Origin of the sequence: Desemzia sp. FAM 23989 (assembly GCF_045528345.1) — a bacterium.
Classification (GTDB): domain Bacteria; phylum Bacillota; class Bacilli; order Lactobacillales; family Carnobacteriaceae; genus Desemzia.
The window spans coordinates 1-19,422 of sequence record NZ_JBGQQT010000013.1 but is presented as its reverse complement, the minus strand read 5'-3'; the positions used below and the strand labels follow the sequence as shown (position 1 = coordinate 19,422).

Sequence of the window (19,422 nt, the reverse complement as noted above, 5' to 3'; positions counted from 1 at the left end):
TTTTAACTTTTTCAGCTAATTGCCTTTGGGTCAATCCTTAGGTTTCTCTCAATTTTATTAAAGCTACCTCAACTTATAATCGTTCACTTTCAAGTAAAAAGGCTTCGTCAAGAATTTTGTCTTTTTTACGCCGAGAATCGACTACTTTTTTGGTTTGTTGGTTTAGAATTTTCTTTCACTAAGAAACGACAAGAAGTTTTTCCTGTTTTTGGGAATATGAATCCCTTGGTGTGTATAGAACTTTAAACATTTAAACTAAGTTCTGATTCTACCAGCTGAGTTGTTTGATTTTGTCTAATAGATAATAGAACAAATCTTGATAGATGTGAGAAGAACTTATCTTCAAGAACGATATTCATACACTGCTAACCAATTTACCAGCTACCTTGAATAACCGAAGACGTAGAGTATCTACCTAGAAGGCAGCTTTTTCCGCCGGCAAGCAGATTTGTTTCATAAAGTTAATCGGGGTGTAAGTTAAGAGGCTTACCATCATATGGGCATTATTTTCTAGAAAGCTGGAACTGTTCGTTTTGTCGAAATAAAACCCATTTTCGGCGTCCTTGATATAATTTTCCATGGTTCCACGCTATGGTACAACTTGAACAGCATTTTAGCCGATAAGTTCTCTGATAAGTTCGTGACTAGGTATTCATAACGAAACACCAATTCACCAGCTTTACGAGTGGATTTGATTCAGACACGTCGTACTTTTGACCAATTTTTAGCTCGATAAGTAATGGGATAATATTGGCTCTCCTGCTCTTCCCAAGAATGATGATCACCGATTAAAATGAAAGACTCAGCTAATTTGGCCAGTTTTGCATTCGCTTTAATATGAACTACATAATAACTTTGGTACGATTCACATGTATCATAAACTTCCTGTGTAGCGAATCCACTATCGACTCGCACAATAATATCCGTGCAAGGAAGGTTACGGCCGTAATGTTTCAGCATCGGATCCAAGAAGTTTCTTTACTCCATTTGAGGTATAAACATTCACAGAACGAGGTTCTGTTTTTTAAAAATCTCCTGTTAAGCCATCACAATTGACTAAGTGTGATAACCATTTGTGCTATAGTAAGCGTTATAGTGGGTAGCTTCTTGGTTCCCAAATATATCGGAATGCGTGGAGTCTAAATCAATAATCAATTCCGTCGAATTTCGTTCAAACCTTTCCAAAATAGAGAAAGAGAAGCTTGATATGGGGTTCAATCTTTATTAAATAACAAACGAAAAACAGGATCTTTTAGTGAATTGGCAGAATAACCATCAATCAACTGGAAGAAGAGTTGTTCCAACAAGGAAATATTATTATTAAACCAGTAACTTCGGTTATTTTTTAACGTCAGAAACTGATTAACTAAATTCGAAAAAACAATCAAATCTATAAATTATTTTACTATTATCAAATTAGAATCCGTAGAAAGATTTACACCAGTATTATCTATCACTATTTTTGAATTTAATTTTACGTGTGTTTCCTGTAATGTAGCCATTTAGAGAACCCTTTTATTGGTTTAGTTCAGTCGCTTTAACCATAACAAAATGAGGTTCTTTTTGTACACCCAAAGGGTGTTGAAAATTGCATAAAACAATAGCTTCACTGTGCAGGTTTAGACTAATTTCAGAATAACTATGAATTATTCTGATTTATAATTTTCTGGATAATATTGATAATCATGATTTCCAGCAAAAAGTTGATTATATCGTTGAATTGATATTGGAAGGTCGAACGTTGGTCTTCTTAGGAACGGGTTCTTCAGGAATCAATGCTGATTACGGCGCTCGAATATTGTCTAATGTAGGCGTTCCTGCATTTAGTATTAAGGATCCATATTATCCATTTGATTCCTTAATGGGGATTCAATCTGATTTAATTTTTGTTGTCTTATCCGTAACAGGGGAAATGCCTGTAGTGAACGAACTAGTGACTAAACTGCGAAGAAAAGAACAAAATTTTGTCCTGAGCATTACGGGTTCAGCTTCCAGTACTTTAGCAAAATTGTCTAATATGAATTTGACTTATAATTTTGAAAAAGAAGTTATAGGAGATCATTATGTGATGACTTCTTCAGTACCAGTGGTTTATTTAATTGAAATCATTGCAAGGCAAACTTATAAACTGAAGAAAGAAAATTATAATGATTCGTTTTTTTCATGTGTGAAAAAAAATTTCTTTCTATTGAAAATCAACACAACATTAAAGATACCGCTTTCATTAAAGAGAGAATCCTTTTATAATAAAAGAAATTAAATATAGAAAGGGTTTTCACATATGGAAAAATTCTTTGAAGGTTTACAGAATAAGTTAGGTCCAATAGCGTTAAAGTTAAATGAGAACAAATACTTAGCAGCAATACGTGATGGCTTTATGGGAGCTATGTCTCTCTTGATTTTAGGATCGTTGTTTTTATTATTTGCCAATTTGCCTATTCCAGGATATGCGGATATGATGGCAAACCTGTTTGGAAACAATTGGGCAACATTTTTCAATGTGCCGTATGATGTAACAATGAACATTATGACATTATTCGTTATTATTGGGCTATCTCGTTCATTAGCTAAAAGTAATGGAATAGATGATTTAGGAGCTGTTCTTTGGGCTCTGATTGGTTTTTTGATTTTAACACCCATTTCGTCATTTGAAGTCAATGAAGCAACTTCTGCATTTCTTCCAATGGCTAACTTTAGTGCAAGTGGACTTTTCTTAGGGATGCTGGCAGCGCGATATTAGCGGTTGAAATCATGGCTTTCGTCTTGCGCAGAGGGTGGAAAATCACTTTGCCTGAATCAGTTCCCAGCAATGTAGCACGTTCATTTGATGCATTGATTCCTGGGTTGTTCATTATCTTGATTTTTATGCTGATCCGTATGGGCTTTGGTTCAACCGGTTATGAAACAGCTCAAACCTTCATCTTCCAAATCATTCAAACGCCGTTAACTACGATAGGTACAAGCTTGCCGGCAACTGTTCTAGTTATTATCCTTGAAACAATCTTATTTTCTTTTGGTCTTCATGGGCCTAACATCGTAGGTGGAGTTATGCAGCCGATTTGGTTATCTACAATGGCTGAAAATCTAGCAGCTTTCCAAGCTAATTTAGATTTACCGAATATTGTAACTTATCAATTTTATAGCAATTTTATTAAAATGGGTGGTGCTGGAGCTACTGTTGGGCTTGCTCTGTTATGTTTGTTTGCAGCTAAGTCGCAACAATTTAAAACTTTAGGAAAATTAGCGATTGGCCCGTCTATCTTTAATATCAATGAACCATTAATATTTGGATTGCCAATTGTATTAAACCCAGTATTTATCATTCCATTCATTATAACGCCCGTAATTCTTACGATCTTATCTTATATCGTTATGACAACAGGACTGGTGCCTCCGACAAATGGAGTTAATGTACCATGGACAACGCCACCGATTTTTTCAGGATTTCTTGTTTCAGGTTGGCGCGGAGCTTTATGGCAAGTAGTTGAAATTGGTATTTCAACTGCTATCTATTTCCCATTCTTCCGCATGGAGGATCAAAAAGCTTATGCTTTAGAAAAAGGACAATCTGTAGAAGAAGCTTACACAGATTCTATTTAAAAACTTGTTAGAAGCGGATGATATAGAATAATATAAACTGACCCCATAAATAGCAGATAAAGTTGCTGTTAATAGGGTCAGTTTTTTGTATATTATAGATATAATAAAAAACTTATCAAAAGGAATGTCGATATACAACATGGAAAACTTTTAAAACAAAGTATTCTAATACTGTGATCGACTGAATAGAATTAGGAGGAGTAAAAAATGACATTATATAGAAGAAAAGTGCGAAATAAGTCCAAAAAGTCTGGCAATCAAGGTTCGTATGTAAAAAGTATGGTCTATGGCGGGTTAGACGGTATCATTACTACGTTTGCGGTTGTAGCGGGTGTTGTCGGAGGAGCGTTGGATTTGCGAGTGATTATTATTCTTGGTTTTTCAAATTTGCTAGCAGATGGTTTCTCAATGGCAACGGGAGATTTCCTATCCAGCAAGTCAGAAAAAGAGTACGAAGAACATCGTAACCAAATAAAGCAGCAAAAAAATGCTGAACAGTCTCTTGCTGAACACTATCAAAATATCGGTTTAACTCAAGCAGATGCAGCGACTGTGAGTACCATCATGAACCAATACGATGATTCTGTTAAAGAAAAATTGTTTTGTACAGAAGTTGAGGAAGAAGAAGGCAGTCCGATAAAAAATGCTTTAGTAACCTTTACTTCATTTTTTACTTTTGGGTTAGTACCGTTGTTAGCTTATGTTTTTAGCCAATTTATTCCAGGCGTGATCAGTTATTCCTTTTTGCTGGCTTCAGGATTGACGGGTTTGACATTATTTATTTTAGGAGCATTAAAATCTCGGGTAACGCACTCCAATTGGATTAAATCAGGTTTAGAGATGCTGATTATCGGCGGTTTTGCTGCTCTATTCGCTTACTTAGTAGGCTTTTTATTGGGACAATAAATGAAATACAAAAAAGGTATGGTGTCTCTTTTCTGAGAGGCCATACCTTTTTAAATAAAGATCGATTAGTTAGCGTTGTTATCTTCCATCAGTTGCGTATTTTTTTCGATCAGTTCATCAATAGTACCGTCTGCCTGCATTCCTTTTAAAATATCATTTACTGTAGTAAGTAAATCGTCGCTGCCTTTTTGAACCGCTATTGCGGCTTGGTTTGGTTCGCTGCCCAAATCAATTTCGGCTACAGCCAAATCTTCGTTTGATTTAGCGTATTGATTTGCAACAGTTTCTACCATTAAGATACCGTCTACTTTACCAGTAGTTAAAGAAAGAATGGCTGCCCCCCATTTCCCAACGGATTGCAAATAAGAATCTGGGTAGCTTTCTTTTAAGAAATCTTCTTGGATAGTAGCTTTTTGTGTTGCCCATTTCATGTCTTTCAGTGATTCTGGGGAATTGAATTTATCTTGATCTTCTTTTTTGATTAAAACGACATCTTGTGTAGTGACATATACATCTGTAAAATCAACATTTTCAGCTCTTTCAGGAGTAGGATTCATACCAGCAATAACTAAATCGGCTTTCCCTGTAGAAACGGCAGGAATTAAACCGTTAAAGTCCATATCATTGATGACCAGCTCCACCTCCAGTTCATCTGCAATTTTTTGAGCAATATCGATATCAAATCCAACTACTGTATCCTTGCCGTCTTTTACTAAATGCCATTCATAAGGAGGGTAGTCTGCAGAAGTGACCACAACTAATTCACCTTTTTCCTGTATATCAGCAACGGTAGTAGGAGCTGTAGCAGCAGTATCTCCCGTGCCTGTCTCAGCCGCTTCACTATCGCCGCAAGCTGTTAATGCCAAAATACTCATAATCCCTAATAAAGCTTTTACCCAATTCTTTTTCATTTTTTCTTCCCCCTGTTGTCTGTTAAGACTTATTTTTTACAATATTTTTGATAAGAAAGCTTTTGTGCGTTCTTGTTTTGGATCATCAAATAGTTCATCAGGTGTTCCTTGTTCAATGATTTTTCCTTCATCCATAAAAATGACTCGATCTCCAACTTCACGAGCGAAATTCATTTCATGAGTGACAATAACCATCGTCATCCCGCTATTGGCCAAATTTTTCATGACTTGTAAGACTTCACCGACCATTTCTGGGTCTAAAGCCGAAGTAGGTTCATCAAATAACATCATATCTGGTTGCATCGCTAAAGATCTGGCGATAGCAATCCGCTGTTTTTGTCCACCAGAGAGCGAGCTTGGGTAAGCAGCTGCTTTATCTGATAATCCCATACTGTTAAGCAGGTCTTCTGCAATTTGTGTAGCCTCTTGTATGTTCTTTCTCTGGATTTGAGTCGGACCAATCGTAATATTCTCCATGATAGTCAAATGGGGAAACAAGTTGAAATTTTGAAAGACCATCCCTAATTTAGTACGGATAGCATCAATGTTGACTCCTTTCTGATTGATTGTTTGGTTTTCGAAAATGATTTGTCCAGAAGTCGGTTCTTCCAACATATTCAAACAACGTAAGAAAGTGCTTTTCCCAGAACCGGATGGACCGATCACAACAACTACTTCACCATCATGGATTTCTTCAGTAATGCCTTTCAAAACTTCTTTATTGTCATAGGATTTTATGAGTTCAATTGTTTTAATCACTTAGTTGTAACCTCTTTTCATATGTATTAACTATCTTGGAAGCGCCAGTTGTCATAAAGAAATAAAACACAGCCACGATCACATAAGGAAGAAAAGGTGAGAAGGTAGCACCGGCTACCACTTGAGCGTTGTACATTAAGTCGTTCATTCCAACTACGGAAATGATAGAAGACTCTTTAATCAATGTCACAAATTCGTTTCCTAATGTAGGCAAAATGTTTTTTAAGGCTTGCGGGTAAATAATTTTCTGCATAGCTGTTTTGTAGCTCATTCCAATAGATCGTGCAGCTTCCATTTGTCCTTTATCAACTGCTTGTATTCCGGCACGGATGATTTCAGCAATGTAGGCAGCTGAGTTGAGTGCTATAGTAATCACGCCTGACATAAAATCAGGAAGATCAATATTGATCACATACAATCCATAATAGATAATGAACAGTTGCACCAGCATGGGTGTTCCTCTTACCAGTTGGATGTAGGCCGATGCAGGTTTATTCAAAAATGGGTTGTTGGACATTTTTACAATAGCCAACAATGAACCCAGCACCACACCGATGATAATCGAAAAGAAAGATAAAGCTAGGGTATAACCAGCTCCTTTAAAATAAAGGGGCAAATAAGTGAGTAAAGATTCGACAGTCATGAGTACAGAACTCCTTTTCAACTTTATTTTTAGATACAAAAAAACCCGTCTCTTGCGTATAACGCAAGAGACGGGTTAAGTAATTTAATCCGCGGTACCACTCTAGTTGACGTGCGCGCAGGCACATCCACCTCATTATAATAACGCCTGAAATGCGGAAGAAGCTACTTTAAGTTCACCTCTTCATCGGATAAAGTGCGCTTCAACAAGGAGCTTTCTGACGGGCTTACACTCTGTCCCGACTCGCTGGGAGAAAAATTCAAGTCTACTCTCTCTATCATAGATTTTAGGATATTCAGTTACAAACGATTTTGCTCACTATTTTCTAATGTTGTTGAATAGTTTTAAACGACTCGTCTATACATTTAAAATATTTTTTATACAAATAAAAAATGAGTGATATATAATTTTTAGCTGATGTATCTTGTTCGTTTTAAATGTTAAAGCTTATATTACACCTTTATTTTAGAAATGCAACTCTTTTATTGCAAAAACTAATTTAAATAAAATATTCTATAAAATTAATAAAAATTCAATTTAATTTATAAATGACAAAAGGCGATATTTCAGCATTTTCATAATACAGAGAGGCGTTTTCTAATTTTTGAAGAAAAATTATTACTTGATTTTAATCTTTCGGCATATTAAGATGCGTAACAAGTTTAAAAAATCAAAGGAGTGTTGATATGAAAAAAGGGAAAGTCGTTCTTGCTTATTCAGGAGGCTTAGATACATCAGTTGCAATTAAATGGTTAGTGGATAAAGGTTATGATGTGGTGGCTTGTTGTCTGGATGTAGGTGAAGGAAAAGATTTAGCATTCATAAAAGAAAAGGCCCTTAAAATGGGAGCAGCGGCTTCTTACACGATTGACGCTAAAGAAGAATTTGCAAAAGATTTTGCTCTGGTTGCTTTACAAGCCCATACGCTTTATGAAGGCAAATACCCTTTGATTTCGGCTTTATCGCGTCCGTTAATTGCTAAAAAGCTGGTAGAAGTTGCCTTGCAAGAAGATGCGATCGCTGTTGCTCACGGATGTACGGGAAAAGGGAATGACCAAGTGCGTTTTGAAGTGGCTATCAACTCTTTAGCGCCAGAATTAACGGTTCTTTCTCCGGTTCGTGACTGGAAATGGTCGCGTGAAGAAGAAATTGACTACGCTGTTCAACACAATATTCCGGTTCCAATCGATTTGGATAATCCGTTCTCTATTGACCAAAATCTCTGGGGAAGAAGTAATGAGTGTGGTATTTTAGAAGACCCGTGGGCTACACCGCCAGAAGCAGCTTATGAATTGACGACTAGTTTAGACTATACACCGGATACGGCAGATACGATTGAGGTTGAGTTTGAAGCCGGAGTGCCAGCAGCGATTGATGGAGTCCCTTATTCATTAGCAGAACTCATTGAAAAAATAAACAAAGTTGCCGGAAAACACGGCATCGGGCGCATCGACCATATCGAAAACAGACTGGTAGGAATCAAATCTCGTGAAGTCTACGAAGCACCTGGTGCATTGACGTTGATGACAGCTCATAAAGAATTGGAAGATTTAAACTTTGTAAAAGATATTGCTCATTTTAAACCACTGATTGAACAAAAATTGGCTGAGATGTTGTACAACGGTTTGTGGTATAACCCGTTAACAGAAAGTTTGATAGCCTTTTTGAAATCGACACAACAATACGTAAACGGAACAGTGCGTGTCAGATTGTTCAAAGGCCACGCAATCGTTGAAGGAAGAAAATCGCCTAATTCGTTGTACAACGAAAAGCTGGCTACTTATACAGCTGAAGACGCCTTTGACCAAGAAGCAGCCGTTGGATTTATCAAGTTGTGGGGCTTGCCAACGAAAACCCATGCTGAAGTCAATCACCCGGTGTTGGTGAAAAAGGTATGAAAAAGTTATGGGGAGGCCGTTTTGAAGGCGAAAATGTAAAATGGATCGATGAATTTGGCGCTTCAATTGAGGTGGACCAAATTCTAGCGGAAGAAGATATCCGGGGAAGTTTAGCCCATGTAAACATGCTGGCTAAAACAGGGATTTTAACGGCTGATGAGGCTAAAGAGATTACTCGTGGTTTAGAGAGCCTGCTGACAAAATACCGAGACCACGAATTGGTGTTTTCAGTTGAGAATGAGGATATCCATTTAAACATCGAAATGCTTTTGCATAAAGAAATTGGACCAGTAGCAGGAAAACTGCACACGGCACGTAGTCGTAATGACCAAGTAGCGACGGATATGCATCTGTATTTGAAAAAAGCAGTGAACGAAATCATTGATTCACTGGTTCATTTGCAATCGGTAGTTGTAACGAAAGCGGACCAACATGTAGAAACGATTTTACCCGGCTATACCCACTTGCAGCACGCACAACCGATTTCTTTTGCGCATCATTTATTGGCGTATTTCAACATGTTCAAACGAGATCATGAGCGCTACGAAGAAAGCATGTCTCGCATCGACTTGTCTCCTCTAGGCGCAGCGGCTTTAGCGGGCACAACCTTTCCAATAGACCGGCACTATGCTGCAGAACAATTAGGGTTTTCGGATATTTATACAAATAGTCTTGATGCTGTCAGTGACCGCGATTTTATTGTAGAATTCCTTTCAAACAGCAGTTTATTAATGATGCACTTGTCGCGTTTTTGTGAAGAAATCATTCTATGGACGAGTCATGAATACCAATTCGTCGTTTTATCGGATACTTATTCAACCGGCAGCTCGATTATGCCGCAAAAGAAAAATCCGGATATGGCTGAATTGATTCGGGGGAAAACTGGGCGTGTATATGGGAACCTGTTTTCTTTGCTGACAACGATGAAAAGCTTGCCGCTAGCTTACAATAAAGATTTACAAGAGGATAAAGAAGGCATGTTTGACACTGTCCAGACGGTGAAAGATTGTTTGCGCGTTTTTGCTGGGTTGTTGGAAACGATGGAAGTCAGCGAAACTAACATGCTAGAAGCCACGACGAAAGATTTCTCTAACGCAACCGAATTAGCGGATTATTTGAGCACAAAAGGGATTCCGTTTCGCGAAGCACACGAAATCGTCGGCAAATTGGTCCTGGACTGCTTGAAAAAAGGCATTTATTTGCAAGATGTTTCGTTGACAGATTACCAAGCCATTGCACCTGAAATCATGGAAAATGTCTATCCGCTATTGGATTCCCGGGCTGCAGTAGCGAGACGCAATTCAGTTGGCGGAACTGGATTTGAACAAATTCACTATCAGATTGAACAAGCTAAAAAAGAATTGATTTAGATATGAATTATTTGCTTAACCAACATCTTAGCTCTAAACTGGAAGCGAAAGTTATCAAAAGGAGAGAAGGTAAGGATATGTTAAAAGATTCATACCCCTATTTTATTTTCAATGGAAATGCGGATGAAGCGATTCGTTTTTATGCAGCTATTTTTGAAGCCAAAGTGTTGGACAGCACTAAGTTTAAAGAGATGCCGATCAATCCAGATGAACCTCCTATCCCTGATGCCGCAAAAGAATTGATTATGAATGCGACGATTCAGTTGCCCAATGAGTCTTATATCATGTTTTCGGATAATTTTCCGGGAACCCCGTATACTGTAGGCACTAATGTGTCATTGACTTTAATTTATGAGGACCCTGAAGAAACACGAGCCGTTTTCGACAAATTAAAAGTGGATGGCAAGATTGAGATGGAGTTGCAAGAAACTTTTTGGAGTCCGTTGTATGGGAATCTATTTGATAAATTTGGTATTCAATGGCAAATATCGACTCTTGATGCAGAAGACGTTAATTAAATAAAAGTAAATTAACTTAAAAAAGCTAGGACAGCTCAGTACTGTGCTCTAGCTTTTTTAACGTTTTATCACTTTTCTTTCAAACAGAGAGATGGTACTGAAAAGGTTTTCAAGTACCGTAAAGAGCTTTCGAACAGAGAGATACGGTACTAAGAAGGTTTTCAAATACCATATAGTGCTTTTGAACAGAGAGATATGGTACTAAGAAGGTTTTCAAGTACCATAAAGTGCTTTTGAACAGAGAGATATGGTACTAAGAAGGTTTTCAAGTACCATAAAGAGCTTTTGAATAGAGAGGTATGGTACTAAGAAGGTTTTCAAGTACCATAAAGAGCTTTTGAACAGAGAGATATGGTACTAAGAAGGTTTTAAAGTACCATAAAGAGCTTTCAAACAGAGAGATATGGTACTAAGAAGGTTTTCAAGTACCATAAAGAGCTTTTGAATAGAGAGGTATGGTACTAAGAAGGTTTTCAAGTACCATAAAGTGCTTTTGAACAGAGAGATATGGTACTAAGAAGGTTTTCAAGTACCATAAAGAGCTTTCAAACAGAGAGATATGGTACTAAGAAGGTTTTCAAGTACCATAAAGTGCTTTCCAATAGAGAGGTATGGTACTTTCTAAAAACAAGACCACTCCTTATTGCCGCAGAAGTAGGGCGAAAGGGGTGGTCTTATATTGCTGTTGCTAGATGGAAATTGGGTTGGAACTAGAAAATCGATGCTTGCATTACTCGTCTTGATTTTTAGATTCATCTCCAGATTCGCTATGTTTATCTGGTTTGGAGCCCATTGCCGCTCCAAACGCAGCACCAAGAGCGATTCCTATAGCTATCCCTACAGCTAAATTATCAAACAGTATTCCAAATACTACTCCAAAAGAAACGCCAAGAGACATACCTATTCCCGTAGAATTAGATGAAGATTGATTAGGCTTTTTCTCCATTTTGAATACTCCTTTGTGTAGGCTTTTCATCAATTGGGAGACAAAAAACGTTATTTGATTAGTTGTGAAATGCTACTTTTTGCATTTGAATAATTTTAACCCTAATACCGCAACAATAGTAATGGCCATAGTCGTTAATACAGGATGTTTTTGAGCTTTTACGTAATAACTTCTTTTACGAATCCAGCCTTTATTGGTTCCTCGTTCATGGAGTCCATAACCCGCTTTGTACAAGCTACTTTCTTCTTTTGGCTTAGAAGGACGGTCTCTATACTGAGATGGATACATAACTTCTTCCACAAACCGATCAGTAAAACGAGGGAAAAGATCGTTTAATACAGCAGTGAGTTTAGACATCCCGCCAACATATAGATCTCTTTTAGGTTTTTGAGCTGCAAATAAAATCGCTTCGGCCACAGATTCTGGTGGATAAACTATCCCTAAATGAGAAGGTTGATTCGATATATAACTATGGGCATGTTCTGTATAAGGCGTGTCGGTTTTATGCGGATGAATCAAAGTAACCGAAATCGGCAATTGTTCTTTTTCAAACTCCATTCGGATACTGTCGGTCCAGCCATGCACAGCAAATTTAGAAGTTGCATAAATAGACTGCATCACGGAAGATTTATCTCCAAATACGGAGCCCACATTGATGATAGCACTTGGTTTTCTAGTATCTTTAAAATGTTTAGCAGCTGCTCTTGTTCCGTAAACCACTCCCCAAAAGTTTACTTCGAACATGCGTTTCATATCTGAAATACTAAGATCCGTACCATGACCATAAATGGCTACTCCTGCATTATTCACCCAAGTATCGAAGTGGCCAAACTCTTCAATGGCTCTCTCAGCAATTCGGTTAACCTCTTCTTCTTTTGCAACGTCAGCAGTGACATAGATAGCGGTTTGCCCTTTGGCGTTCAGCTCAGCCACTAGTTTTTTTAAAGCGTCTTCATTTCGTGCTGCAACGACTACTTTTGCTCCTTTAGCAGCGGCCATTCTTGCTGTTACTAATCCAATACCACTAGACGCTCCGGTGATGACAATAACTTGATCTGCTACTTTTTTCAAATTCAATTTTAGATTATTTGAAGGCATTTTGCTTTCCATTTTGTCTGATGACATCATTATTCCTCCTCATTTAAGTCCACGATCAATCAGTGACAACAAACGAATTTCTTCCAAATAGCAATGAAGTACCTGAAGAATTCTATCCTTATCTCTTATCATAATGAAGCGGGTAACGAGAATGCAAAAATAATGTTTTAGACAACGAAAAACCTCCAAAAATCAGCTAGCCGATTTTTGGAGGTTAGGTTTAGTTTTTTTAGAATTAACCTTTAACGATGTTTACTGCTTGAAGACCACGGTTACCTTCTTCAATATCAAAAGAAACTGCTTCGCCTTCTTCTAATGTTTTGAAACCGTCAGTTTGGATTGCTGAGAAGTGTGCGAATAAATCTTCTTCGCCTTCACGTTCGATGAAACCAAAACCTTTATCTGCATTAAACCATTTAACTGTACCTTTATTCATAACTAAATTCCTCCAATTATATGTGCTCATGGCACGTTTTATTTGCAATATTTCATTAAAAAAACAAAGAGGGAATTTAGACATAAAATGAATAAAACTACCAATTAATTTGTTTAAATAAGCTACTACATTTATTACTATATCTTTTTATTTCACATAAGTAAAGCTTTAATCACTAATTGTTCTTCTTCAAGGTGAACAAAGAAGACACAAATCGTGAAGAGGATACTCAACAGTACTTGCCATGCTGCTTACGCCAAAAATTGCTGTCTGTCGTTGAAAAAACTGCGATAAGCTAAAAAGGATGCAATATAAGAAGATAAGCTGGTTGTAGCAACAATCATAAAGGTGACCATGATTTGATACATAATAGCGGTTGTCGGTACAGTTCCAGCAAATATCAGTCCGGACATCATTCCAGGCAGTGTGACGATTCCGATAGTTTTAGCTGAATCCAAGGAAGGCTGCATTCCAGATTTGATGGTTTCACGCAAGATAGATCGAGAGGCTTGATTGGGTGTTGCCCCTAAAGACAACTTTTCCAATATTTGCTGACGCTGGTCTCGAAATAACGTGTTTAAGTTGCGATAGCACAATCCTATAGTGGTCATGGCAGTTCCGCAGATCATTCCAGCGATAGGAACGATTTGAGATGGAATAAATTCTATAGAACCAGATAATACCAACACTGCTAAAGTCAGGATAATCGTTGAAAAAATAGCGATCAAAGAAATTTTTAGTGAATTAGGAATATGGTTGCTGCGTTTATGGGCATTCCAAGAAGCGTTAAAAGCAATGACTAAAACTAACCCAATAGTGACAATAGGATTCTCGAAACCGAATAAATAAGTCAGCACATAGCCGACAGCTACTAATTGAATGACTGCCCGCGCGATACTATACAAAATTTCTTTAGCCGTTCCTAATTTTTCTTTATATGAAATAAATACCCCTACCAATACCAGCGCAAAACTTAAAGCAATTGTACCTGGACTAATTTGCAGATTCATTTACAACTCCTCCTTTATTCGCCATTTTTCCCGCTACGATACGGATGTGCTTGCTTGCAAGAGCAGCTTCTTCTTCGTTGTGACTGATCATTAAAATCGTCATTTCGGTTTTTTGACGCATCTCATGGAGCCATTTCCAGATGATCTGACGGTTTTCTTCATCTAATGCACTAGTGACTTCATCCAATAATAGAATTTTAGGTTGGAACAAGATGTTGCGAATAAGCGCGATCCGCTGCTTTTCGCCACCAGACAAGCTAGTGATAGATTTGTTTAAATAATCTTCAGACAGTCCAACCGTTTTTAAATACTCCACAGCTTTTCCTTCATCGAACGCCATCTGACGAATGTTATAGGGAAAAGCTAAGTTATCTTTAACTGTATCTCCAAATAAAACCGGAGACTGAAAACAGTAAGAGACTTCTTTCCGGTATTCCGTTGGCTCATAAGATTCAACAGATTTACCCTTATAAAGAACTTCCCCGCTGGTTTTAGACAAAATAGTCGCAATAATTTTTAAAAGCGTACTTTTTCCGCTTCCTGAAGGCCCAGTAATAGAGAGGAAATCGCCTTCTTCTAAAGTAAACTGAATATTTTCAAGTATTTTTTTGTCAGCTGCTTCAAAAGATAAGTTGTTGATTTTTAATAAGGACATATTTTTTGCTCCTTTTTCATAGTGTACTCCTACTTTATGGTACCATATTTTGAAGAAAAGAAAAGATGGTAAACAGGCAGGAGATAAATTGACAGGTGGATTTTTTACAGGTAGACTTATTGCATTGTTATAAAACGTTTTCAATAAATAGGAGGAATAATGAGTGAAGAAAATGGGCATCTCAATCTATCCAGCAAAAAGTACATATGAACAGGATAAAGAGTATTTAGATTTGGCACATCAATATGGATTTAAACGGATATTTACTAGTTTATTAGAAATCACCGGTGATACAGAAGAAGTGGTGAACAAATTCAAGAAAATTATTGAATACGGAAATTCTCTAGGGATGGAAACTGTTGTGGATATCAATCCTGGATTGTTTGAACAATTGAATGTCAGCTACGATGATCTGAAATTTTTTAGTGATTTAGGCGCTGCTGCGGTACGTTTAGATTTAGGTTTTACTGGTGCTGAAGAAGCTCGTATGACTAAAAATCCATACGGTCTTCAAATCGAAGTCAATATGAGCAGCGGTACAAAATATATCGATAATATTATGAGTTATAAACCAAATAAAGAAACTCTCACAGCATCTCACAATTTTTACCCGCAAAAATATTCTGGTCTGTCTCAAGCTCATTTTGAGAAAACGACCGCCCAATATACGGATTACCGATTGAATACAGCGGCTTTTGTGACATCACAAGTAGGGGAGTTAGGTCCTTGGCCTGTCCAAACAGGGCTCTGTACCTTAGAACAACACCGCTCATTGTCTATCCGCACGCAAGTCAATCACTATCGTTTGATGGATACGATCAATGATTTGCTGATTGGAAACGGATATGCTTCCCAGGAAGAATTAAAAGCCATGTCTGAAGCTTTTATGAATTCACATGTGCAATTAGAAATTACATTCGAACCTGATGTGACGGAACTGGAAAAGAAAGTGATCCTAGATGAAGTGCACCAATATAGAGGAGACCGCTCTGAATACATGATTCGTTCTTCTATGACGCGTGTGAAATACAAAGCTGAAGATTTCCCGGTGCACGCTACTGCAGAAATGAAGAAAGGCGACGTTCTAATTTGCAACAATAACTTCGGACAATACAAAGGGGAAACACAAATCGCACTGAAAGAGATGGAAGACGATGAAACACGAAATATCGTTGCCAAATTAACACCTGAATCTATTTTCTTACTGGATTATTTAGAACCTTGGTCAAGTTTCAAATTTATTGAAGCTTAGTAAAAAGGGGGAAGTCACATGTTGGAAAAAATTGAGGCAATGGCAGGGAGAATAGCAGCACAACGGCATTTGAAATCATTACGCGACGGTATCGTTTTAGGAATGCCGTTGATTATTATTGGCTCCGTCTTCTTAGTACTGGGTAACTTGCCTATTCGAGGGATTAGGTATTATGGAAAACATCAAAGAAAAAGCTAGCTCAAATCACTTGAGAAAATTAGTAAAGTAGCTGCATTAACGAGTGCTTGTGTGCTAGCTATTGTTAGTGTGGTGTTGTACATGTTATTCGTGGTGAGATAGTCCATATCTTTTTTCGTTAAACCATATTTCCTACCATAATAAAAAAGAAGTCAGAAACCAATTGTTTCTTTGACTTCTTTTTTGTTTACTTCATACTCGCTTTTTCTACATCGGTCATCATCGCTTCAGGTTTGACTTGCCACTCCAAAAATTCCATTCGATGACCAAAAAAGGCGTATGTATAAAAGCGACGGGCACCAGGAAGATTGTAATCTTCTTCAAAAGGAACGTTGTATTCCTTCAGACGGTCCATCAATCCAGCAATATTAGTTATCTCAAATGCAGGATGGCCTCTTTTTTCTGCATGGAAATTTTCTTCTAATCCGACATGCAGAATGTGTTTGCCAACATCAAACCATAAACTTTCGAAATGGCTGAGTGACTCGGGCTTTTCCATTTCTTTACAACCCAAAATCTCTGTGAAAAATTTTCTAGTCTCTGCCTCTGAGCCTAATGGTGCAGTGATTTGCATGTGATCCAAACCTTTGAAAGAAAAAGTCATCTGTTAATCTCCTTTGTGTCTCAATTTATATCTTTAACTTTACCATACTACATTAGTTTGGAAAGTTTATTGTAAAGTGCGAATTAAAAAAGCAGCCAATGGAACTTAATTGCTTACAGGGTTAAAACGATTGTTTTTTATTGCTTAGCTGAGTCACTATTGTGAATTAGAACAAGACGACTATGAATCTTCAATCGTCTCTAATAAATCATTTAACCCTTCTGACATGATGGGAATGTTCTCGCTTTGATTTGTAACTACGAAAGTTACGTATACAAATAAGTATAAAGATTAAACTGAATAGGGAAAAGAATTGTATTTTATGAAGGAAAATAAGTAGTTCGAAACAAATTATCTCGAAACAGTAAATTTCTGCTTGTGTTTATTTAATTCGTATGCCATAATGTAAGTAAGTTAACAAAAAGTAAGTAAACGGTTGATGGGTTTCCCACAATTCGTTACACAAATGGGAGGAAACACATTGGCACAAGAAAGCTTTTTAACTCGAGTAAAAAATTCTTTATTCGGGAACCAAAATCAAACAGAAATTAAGGAGACTAGAATTATGAAAATCGGTATTATTTCAGGTAGTGTACGTGAAGGAAACAACGCAACAGCAGTATCACAATGGGTTTTAGACTTTGCTAAAAACAGAAATGACGAAGGAGTAGAATACGAATTAGTACATTTGTCAGACTTCGACTTGCCATTACTGGGAGCTAAATTAGACGCTTCTCGTGCAGAAGCTGCAGGATCTGCAATCAAAGCTTGGTCTGAAAAAATGGCTTCGTTTGATGGATATGTATTTATCACTCCAGAATACAACCACGCATTAGGTGGCGCAATGAAAAATGCTTTAGATTACTTAAACCCAGAAATTAACAATAAAGCAGCAGCATTAGTTGGATACGGTAGTTTAGGTGGAGCACGTGCTCACGAAAATATCCGTGTAATCTTAGCTGAACAGCGCGTAGCAACTGTACGCACAACAACTAACTTCTCATTGATCACTGACTTTGAAAACATGAGTGTCTTCAAACCAGCAGCTCACAACGAAGCGAATGCTGCAGGCATGTTCGATGACCTATTGTTATGGACAAAAGCTTTAAACACTATTAGATAAGAGAGCGGAGCAAACCGTTTACCTCTCCGAATATAAAGCCTCCAACAACAGTCAGGTGATTTTCCTGACAGTTGTTGGAGGCTTTATAGGCGTGTGGGATGGTTTGTGCAGCTCGTTTTAGATAGAGAGCGGAACAGAGCGTTCAGACCACTGGCTATAAGAAGGAACCGTTCAGTTGATGCATTTTATCAACAGAACGGCTCCGGCTTATAGCCATGGGGTCTGCTCTGCGCAGCTCGTTTTAGATAGAGAGAAAAGCGTTTTGCCTTTCATTCTTATATATGCTTTTAACCGAGCAGCAATCAGATTCATTCCTGATTGCTGCTCGGTTTTTTTGTTCTTTTAGTAGCCGTCGGATTTGCGTGGCAAAACTACCTTACTCATCAAGTGGGGAGATAAATGTTATTCACTTGATGAATAAATCAGCTTTATTAGTCAAGTGGAGGTTCGAAGCACCCTTAACTTGAGGAATAAACTTATTTTATTCTTCAAGTGAGCGTTTGAACTCATCCCACTTGATAAGTAAATTTGAAAAAAACTTTTGAAGATTGCTAAAATAATTTTACTACGAAAATAATAATGAAGTATGTACAAAAAAAGCTTCTACATCATTTAGACGTAGAAACTTTTAGATATTTACTCTATTCAGTTACAGGAGTTGCCTGTAATTTTTGTGATGCTTGAACTTCACCAATTGGAAGAACAGTTTTACCGTATACTTCATTGATTACTTGCGCCATAGCAGCATAAATAGCTGAGAATCCGCAAAGGATGCCTTCGTACCCGGCAATGTTTAGAATCAAAGTAGATCCTGTATAATTTCCAATCGCCAATAAGAAAAATAGGACAGTTAATGACCCGAAGACAACTTGTAATGCTTTGTTAATACGCAATGTAGCAATGAACATAAACAAAGTGAAAACTCCCCACATGAATAAGTAAGCTGCCATAGACAATGAATCAGCTGCTTGACCGTATCCCATTGATGGAAGAATGTTTAAAGCTACTAATGATAACCAGAAGAATCCGTAAGACGTGAAAGCAGTTGTTCCAAATGTATTATTTTTCTTGAACTCCATAATTCCTGCGATAACTTGTGCTAAACCACCGTAGAAAATTCCCATCGCTAAAATCATAGCGTTCATTTCGAAGAATCCAGCATTGTGAATATTTAATAAGACCGTTGTCATACCAAACCCCATTAAACCTAGTGGTGCAGGGTTGGCAGTAATTTCTTTAAATGATACCATTTTTTCTTTTTCCAAAATCATATTCTCCTAATGTACCTATATTTTTAAACACAACAGATTGAATTATAGCTGGCTTCAGGGAGGGAAGTCAATAGGATAATTATTACGGAAAGAGAGCTATCGTTCGAACGTGATAATGTCCTAAGTAGGTCGAAGCATAAAATGTCCCAAAATGATAAAATAAAATCATGAAAAGGATAATACTAACGATGAATGAAGATAAGAAATATAAAGTAATAAAAGCC

Annotated in this window: 21 protein-coding genes, 1 pseudogene and 1 other annotated feature; of the genes and pseudogenes, 10 read left to right on the top strand and 12 right to left on the bottom strand. The window is 37.4% G+C overall.

Annotated elements, in window-relative coordinates; all coding sequences use genetic code 11:
• Positions 1-415 precede the first annotated feature (415 nt).
• Positions 416-580: a transposase gene (locus tag ACEN36_RS08510; protein ID WP_407102460.1), complete on the bottom strand. Its 165-nt coding sequence runs from the start codon at positions 578-580 to the stop codon at positions 416-418.
• A 116-nt stretch (positions 581-696) separates the two neighbouring features.
• A pseudogene (locus ACEN36_RS08505) lies at positions 697-1,155 on the bottom strand (transposase).
• Between the two features lie 586 nt (positions 1,156-1,741).
• On the opposite strand from ACEN36_RS08505, the gene ACEN36_RS08500 reads away from it, so the two are divergent.
• The 4 genes from ACEN36_RS08500 to ACEN36_RS08485 all read left to right on the top strand — a co-directional run bounded on the left by ACEN36_RS08500 (position 1,742) and on the right by ACEN36_RS08485 (position 4,506).
• Positions 1,742-2,260 carry an SIS domain-containing protein gene (locus ACEN36_RS08500; RefSeq protein WP_407126371.1) on the top strand — a complete coding sequence of 173 codons (519 nt, stop codon included), beginning with the start codon at positions 1,742-1,744 and terminating at the stop codon, positions 2,258-2,260.
• Between the two features lie 21 nt (positions 2,261-2,281).
• Positions 2,282-2,740 carry a PTS transporter subunit EIIC gene (locus tag ACEN36_RS08495; protein ID WP_407126370.1) on the top strand — a complete coding sequence of 153 codons (459 nt, stop codon included), beginning with the start codon at positions 2,282-2,284 and terminating at the stop codon, positions 2,738-2,740.
• A gap of 11 nt (positions 2,741-2,751) precedes the next feature.
• Complete coding sequence (locus ACEN36_RS08490; RefSeq protein WP_407126369.1) at positions 2,752-3,600, top strand: PTS sugar transporter subunit IIC; 849 nt, start codon at positions 2,752-2,754, stop codon at positions 3,598-3,600.
• A gap of 207 nt (positions 3,601-3,807) precedes the next feature.
• Positions 3,808-4,506, top strand: a complete 699-nt coding sequence (locus tag ACEN36_RS08485) for a VIT1/CCC1 transporter family protein (RefSeq protein WP_407126368.1) — start codon at positions 3,808-3,810, stop codon at positions 4,504-4,506.
• 65 nt (positions 4,507-4,571) lie between these two features.
• On the opposite strand, the gene ACEN36_RS08480 is transcribed toward ACEN36_RS08485, so the two are convergent.
• Genes ACEN36_RS08480 through ACEN36_RS08470 form a run of 3 tightly spaced genes read right to left on the bottom strand, consistent with a single transcriptional unit; the run spans position 4,572 to position 6,819 of the window.
• Complete coding sequence (locus tag ACEN36_RS08480) at positions 4,572-5,417, bottom strand: transporter substrate-binding domain-containing protein (RefSeq protein WP_407126367.1); 846 nt, start codon at positions 5,415-5,417, stop codon at positions 4,572-4,574.
• Between the two features lie 36 nt (positions 5,418-5,453).
• Positions 5,454-6,176 carry an amino acid ABC transporter ATP-binding protein gene (locus tag ACEN36_RS08475; RefSeq protein ID WP_407096042.1) on the bottom strand — a complete coding sequence of 241 codons (723 nt, stop codon included), beginning with the start codon at positions 6,174-6,176 and terminating at the stop codon, positions 5,454-5,456.
• A complete protein-coding gene (locus tag ACEN36_RS08470; RefSeq protein ID WP_407096041.1) occupies positions 6,169-6,819 on the bottom strand; it encodes an amino acid ABC transporter permease in 651 nt (216 codons plus the stop codon). The genes ACEN36_RS08475 and ACEN36_RS08470 overlap by 8 nt, the downstream gene beginning before the upstream one ends.
• Before the next feature lie 63 nt (positions 6,820-6,882).
• Positions 6,883-7,109 (bottom strand) — a binding site (T-box leader).
• Between the two features lie 396 nt (positions 7,110-7,505).
• Between ACEN36_RS08470 and ACEN36_RS08465 the strand changes: the two genes are divergently transcribed.
• From ACEN36_RS08465 to ACEN36_RS08455, 3 genes are all read left to right on the top strand, one after another.
• Positions 7,506-8,717 carry an argininosuccinate synthase gene (locus ACEN36_RS08465; protein ID WP_407126366.1) on the top strand — a complete coding sequence of 404 codons (1,212 nt, stop codon included), beginning with the start codon at positions 7,506-7,508 and terminating at the stop codon, positions 8,715-8,717.
• Positions 8,714-10,087 (top strand): argininosuccinate lyase, encoded by a 1,374-nt coding sequence (gene argH, locus ACEN36_RS08460; protein ID WP_407126365.1) that lies wholly within the window; start codon positions 8,714-8,716, stop codon positions 10,085-10,087. The genes ACEN36_RS08465 and argH overlap by 4 nt, the downstream gene beginning before the upstream one ends.
• Positions 10,088-10,164: 77 nt before the next feature.
• Complete coding sequence (locus ACEN36_RS08455) at positions 10,165-10,605, top strand: VOC family protein (protein ID WP_407126364.1); 441 nt, start codon at positions 10,165-10,167, stop codon at positions 10,603-10,605.
• Positions 10,606-11,335: 730 nt separating this feature from the next.
• Here ACEN36_RS08455 and ACEN36_RS08450 read toward each other — a convergent pair.
• The 5 genes from ACEN36_RS08450 to ACEN36_RS08430 all read right to left on the bottom strand — a co-directional run bounded on the left by ACEN36_RS08450 (position 11,336) and on the right by ACEN36_RS08430 (position 14,750).
• Positions 11,336-11,551, bottom strand: coding sequence for a hypothetical protein (locus ACEN36_RS08450; RefSeq protein WP_079651004.1), 216 nt, complete (start codon positions 11,549-11,551; stop codon positions 11,336-11,338).
• Positions 11,552-11,623: 72 nt separating this feature from the next.
• Positions 11,624-12,676, bottom strand: a complete 1,053-nt coding sequence (locus tag ACEN36_RS08445; RefSeq protein WP_407102468.1) for an SDR family oxidoreductase — start codon at positions 12,674-12,676, stop codon at positions 11,624-11,626.
• 208 nt (positions 12,677-12,884) lie between these two features.
• Positions 12,885-13,085, bottom strand: a complete 201-nt coding sequence (locus ACEN36_RS08440; RefSeq protein ID WP_407102469.1) for a cold-shock protein — start codon at positions 13,083-13,085, stop codon at positions 12,885-12,887.
• Positions 13,086-13,336: 251 nt separating this feature from the next.
• Positions 13,337-14,095: an ABC transporter permease gene (locus tag ACEN36_RS08435; RefSeq protein WP_407126363.1), complete on the bottom strand. Its 759-nt coding sequence runs from the start codon at positions 14,093-14,095 to the stop codon at positions 13,337-13,339.
• The gene (locus ACEN36_RS08430) at positions 14,079-14,750 is read right to left on the bottom strand and encodes an ATP-binding cassette domain-containing protein (RefSeq protein WP_407126362.1); all 672 of its coding nucleotides are present in this window, start codon (positions 14,748-14,750) and stop codon (positions 14,079-14,081) included. Before ACEN36_RS08430 ends, ACEN36_RS08435 begins: the two co-directional genes overlap by 17 nt.
• A gap of 163 nt (positions 14,751-14,913) precedes the next feature.
• Here ACEN36_RS08430 and ACEN36_RS08425 point away from each other — a divergent pair, with 163 nt between their 5' ends.
• Together ACEN36_RS08425 and ACEN36_RS08420 are read left to right on the top strand one after the other, a co-directional pair.
• Positions 14,914-16,002 (top strand): DUF871 domain-containing protein, encoded by a 1,089-nt coding sequence (locus tag ACEN36_RS08425; RefSeq protein WP_407126361.1) that lies wholly within the window; start codon positions 14,914-14,916, stop codon positions 16,000-16,002.
• 18 nt (positions 16,003-16,020) lie between these two features.
• Entirely contained in the window at positions 16,021-16,200 is a 180-nt protein-coding gene (locus tag ACEN36_RS08420; protein WP_407126360.1) for a hypothetical protein, read from the top strand.
• Between the two features lie 187 nt (positions 16,201-16,387).
• On the opposite strand, the gene ACEN36_RS08415 is transcribed toward ACEN36_RS08420, so the two are convergent.
• On the bottom strand, positions 16,388-16,804 hold the full coding sequence (locus ACEN36_RS08415; protein WP_407126359.1) for a hypothetical protein: 417 nt from the start codon (positions 16,802-16,804) through the stop codon (positions 16,388-16,390).
• Between the two features lie 565 nt (positions 16,805-17,369).
• Here ACEN36_RS08415 and ACEN36_RS08410 point away from each other — a divergent pair.
• Positions 17,370-17,927, top strand: a complete 558-nt coding sequence (locus ACEN36_RS08410; protein WP_407126358.1) for an NADPH-dependent FMN reductase — start codon at positions 17,370-17,372, stop codon at positions 17,925-17,927.
• A gap of 641 nt (positions 17,928-18,568) precedes the next feature.
• Here ACEN36_RS08410 and ACEN36_RS08405 read toward each other — a convergent pair.
• The gene (locus ACEN36_RS08405; RefSeq protein ID WP_407126357.1) at positions 18,569-19,192 is read right to left on the bottom strand and encodes an acetate uptake transporter; all 624 of its coding nucleotides are present in this window, start codon (positions 19,190-19,192) and stop codon (positions 18,569-18,571) included.
• Between the last annotated feature and the right edge of the window lie 230 nt (positions 19,193-19,422).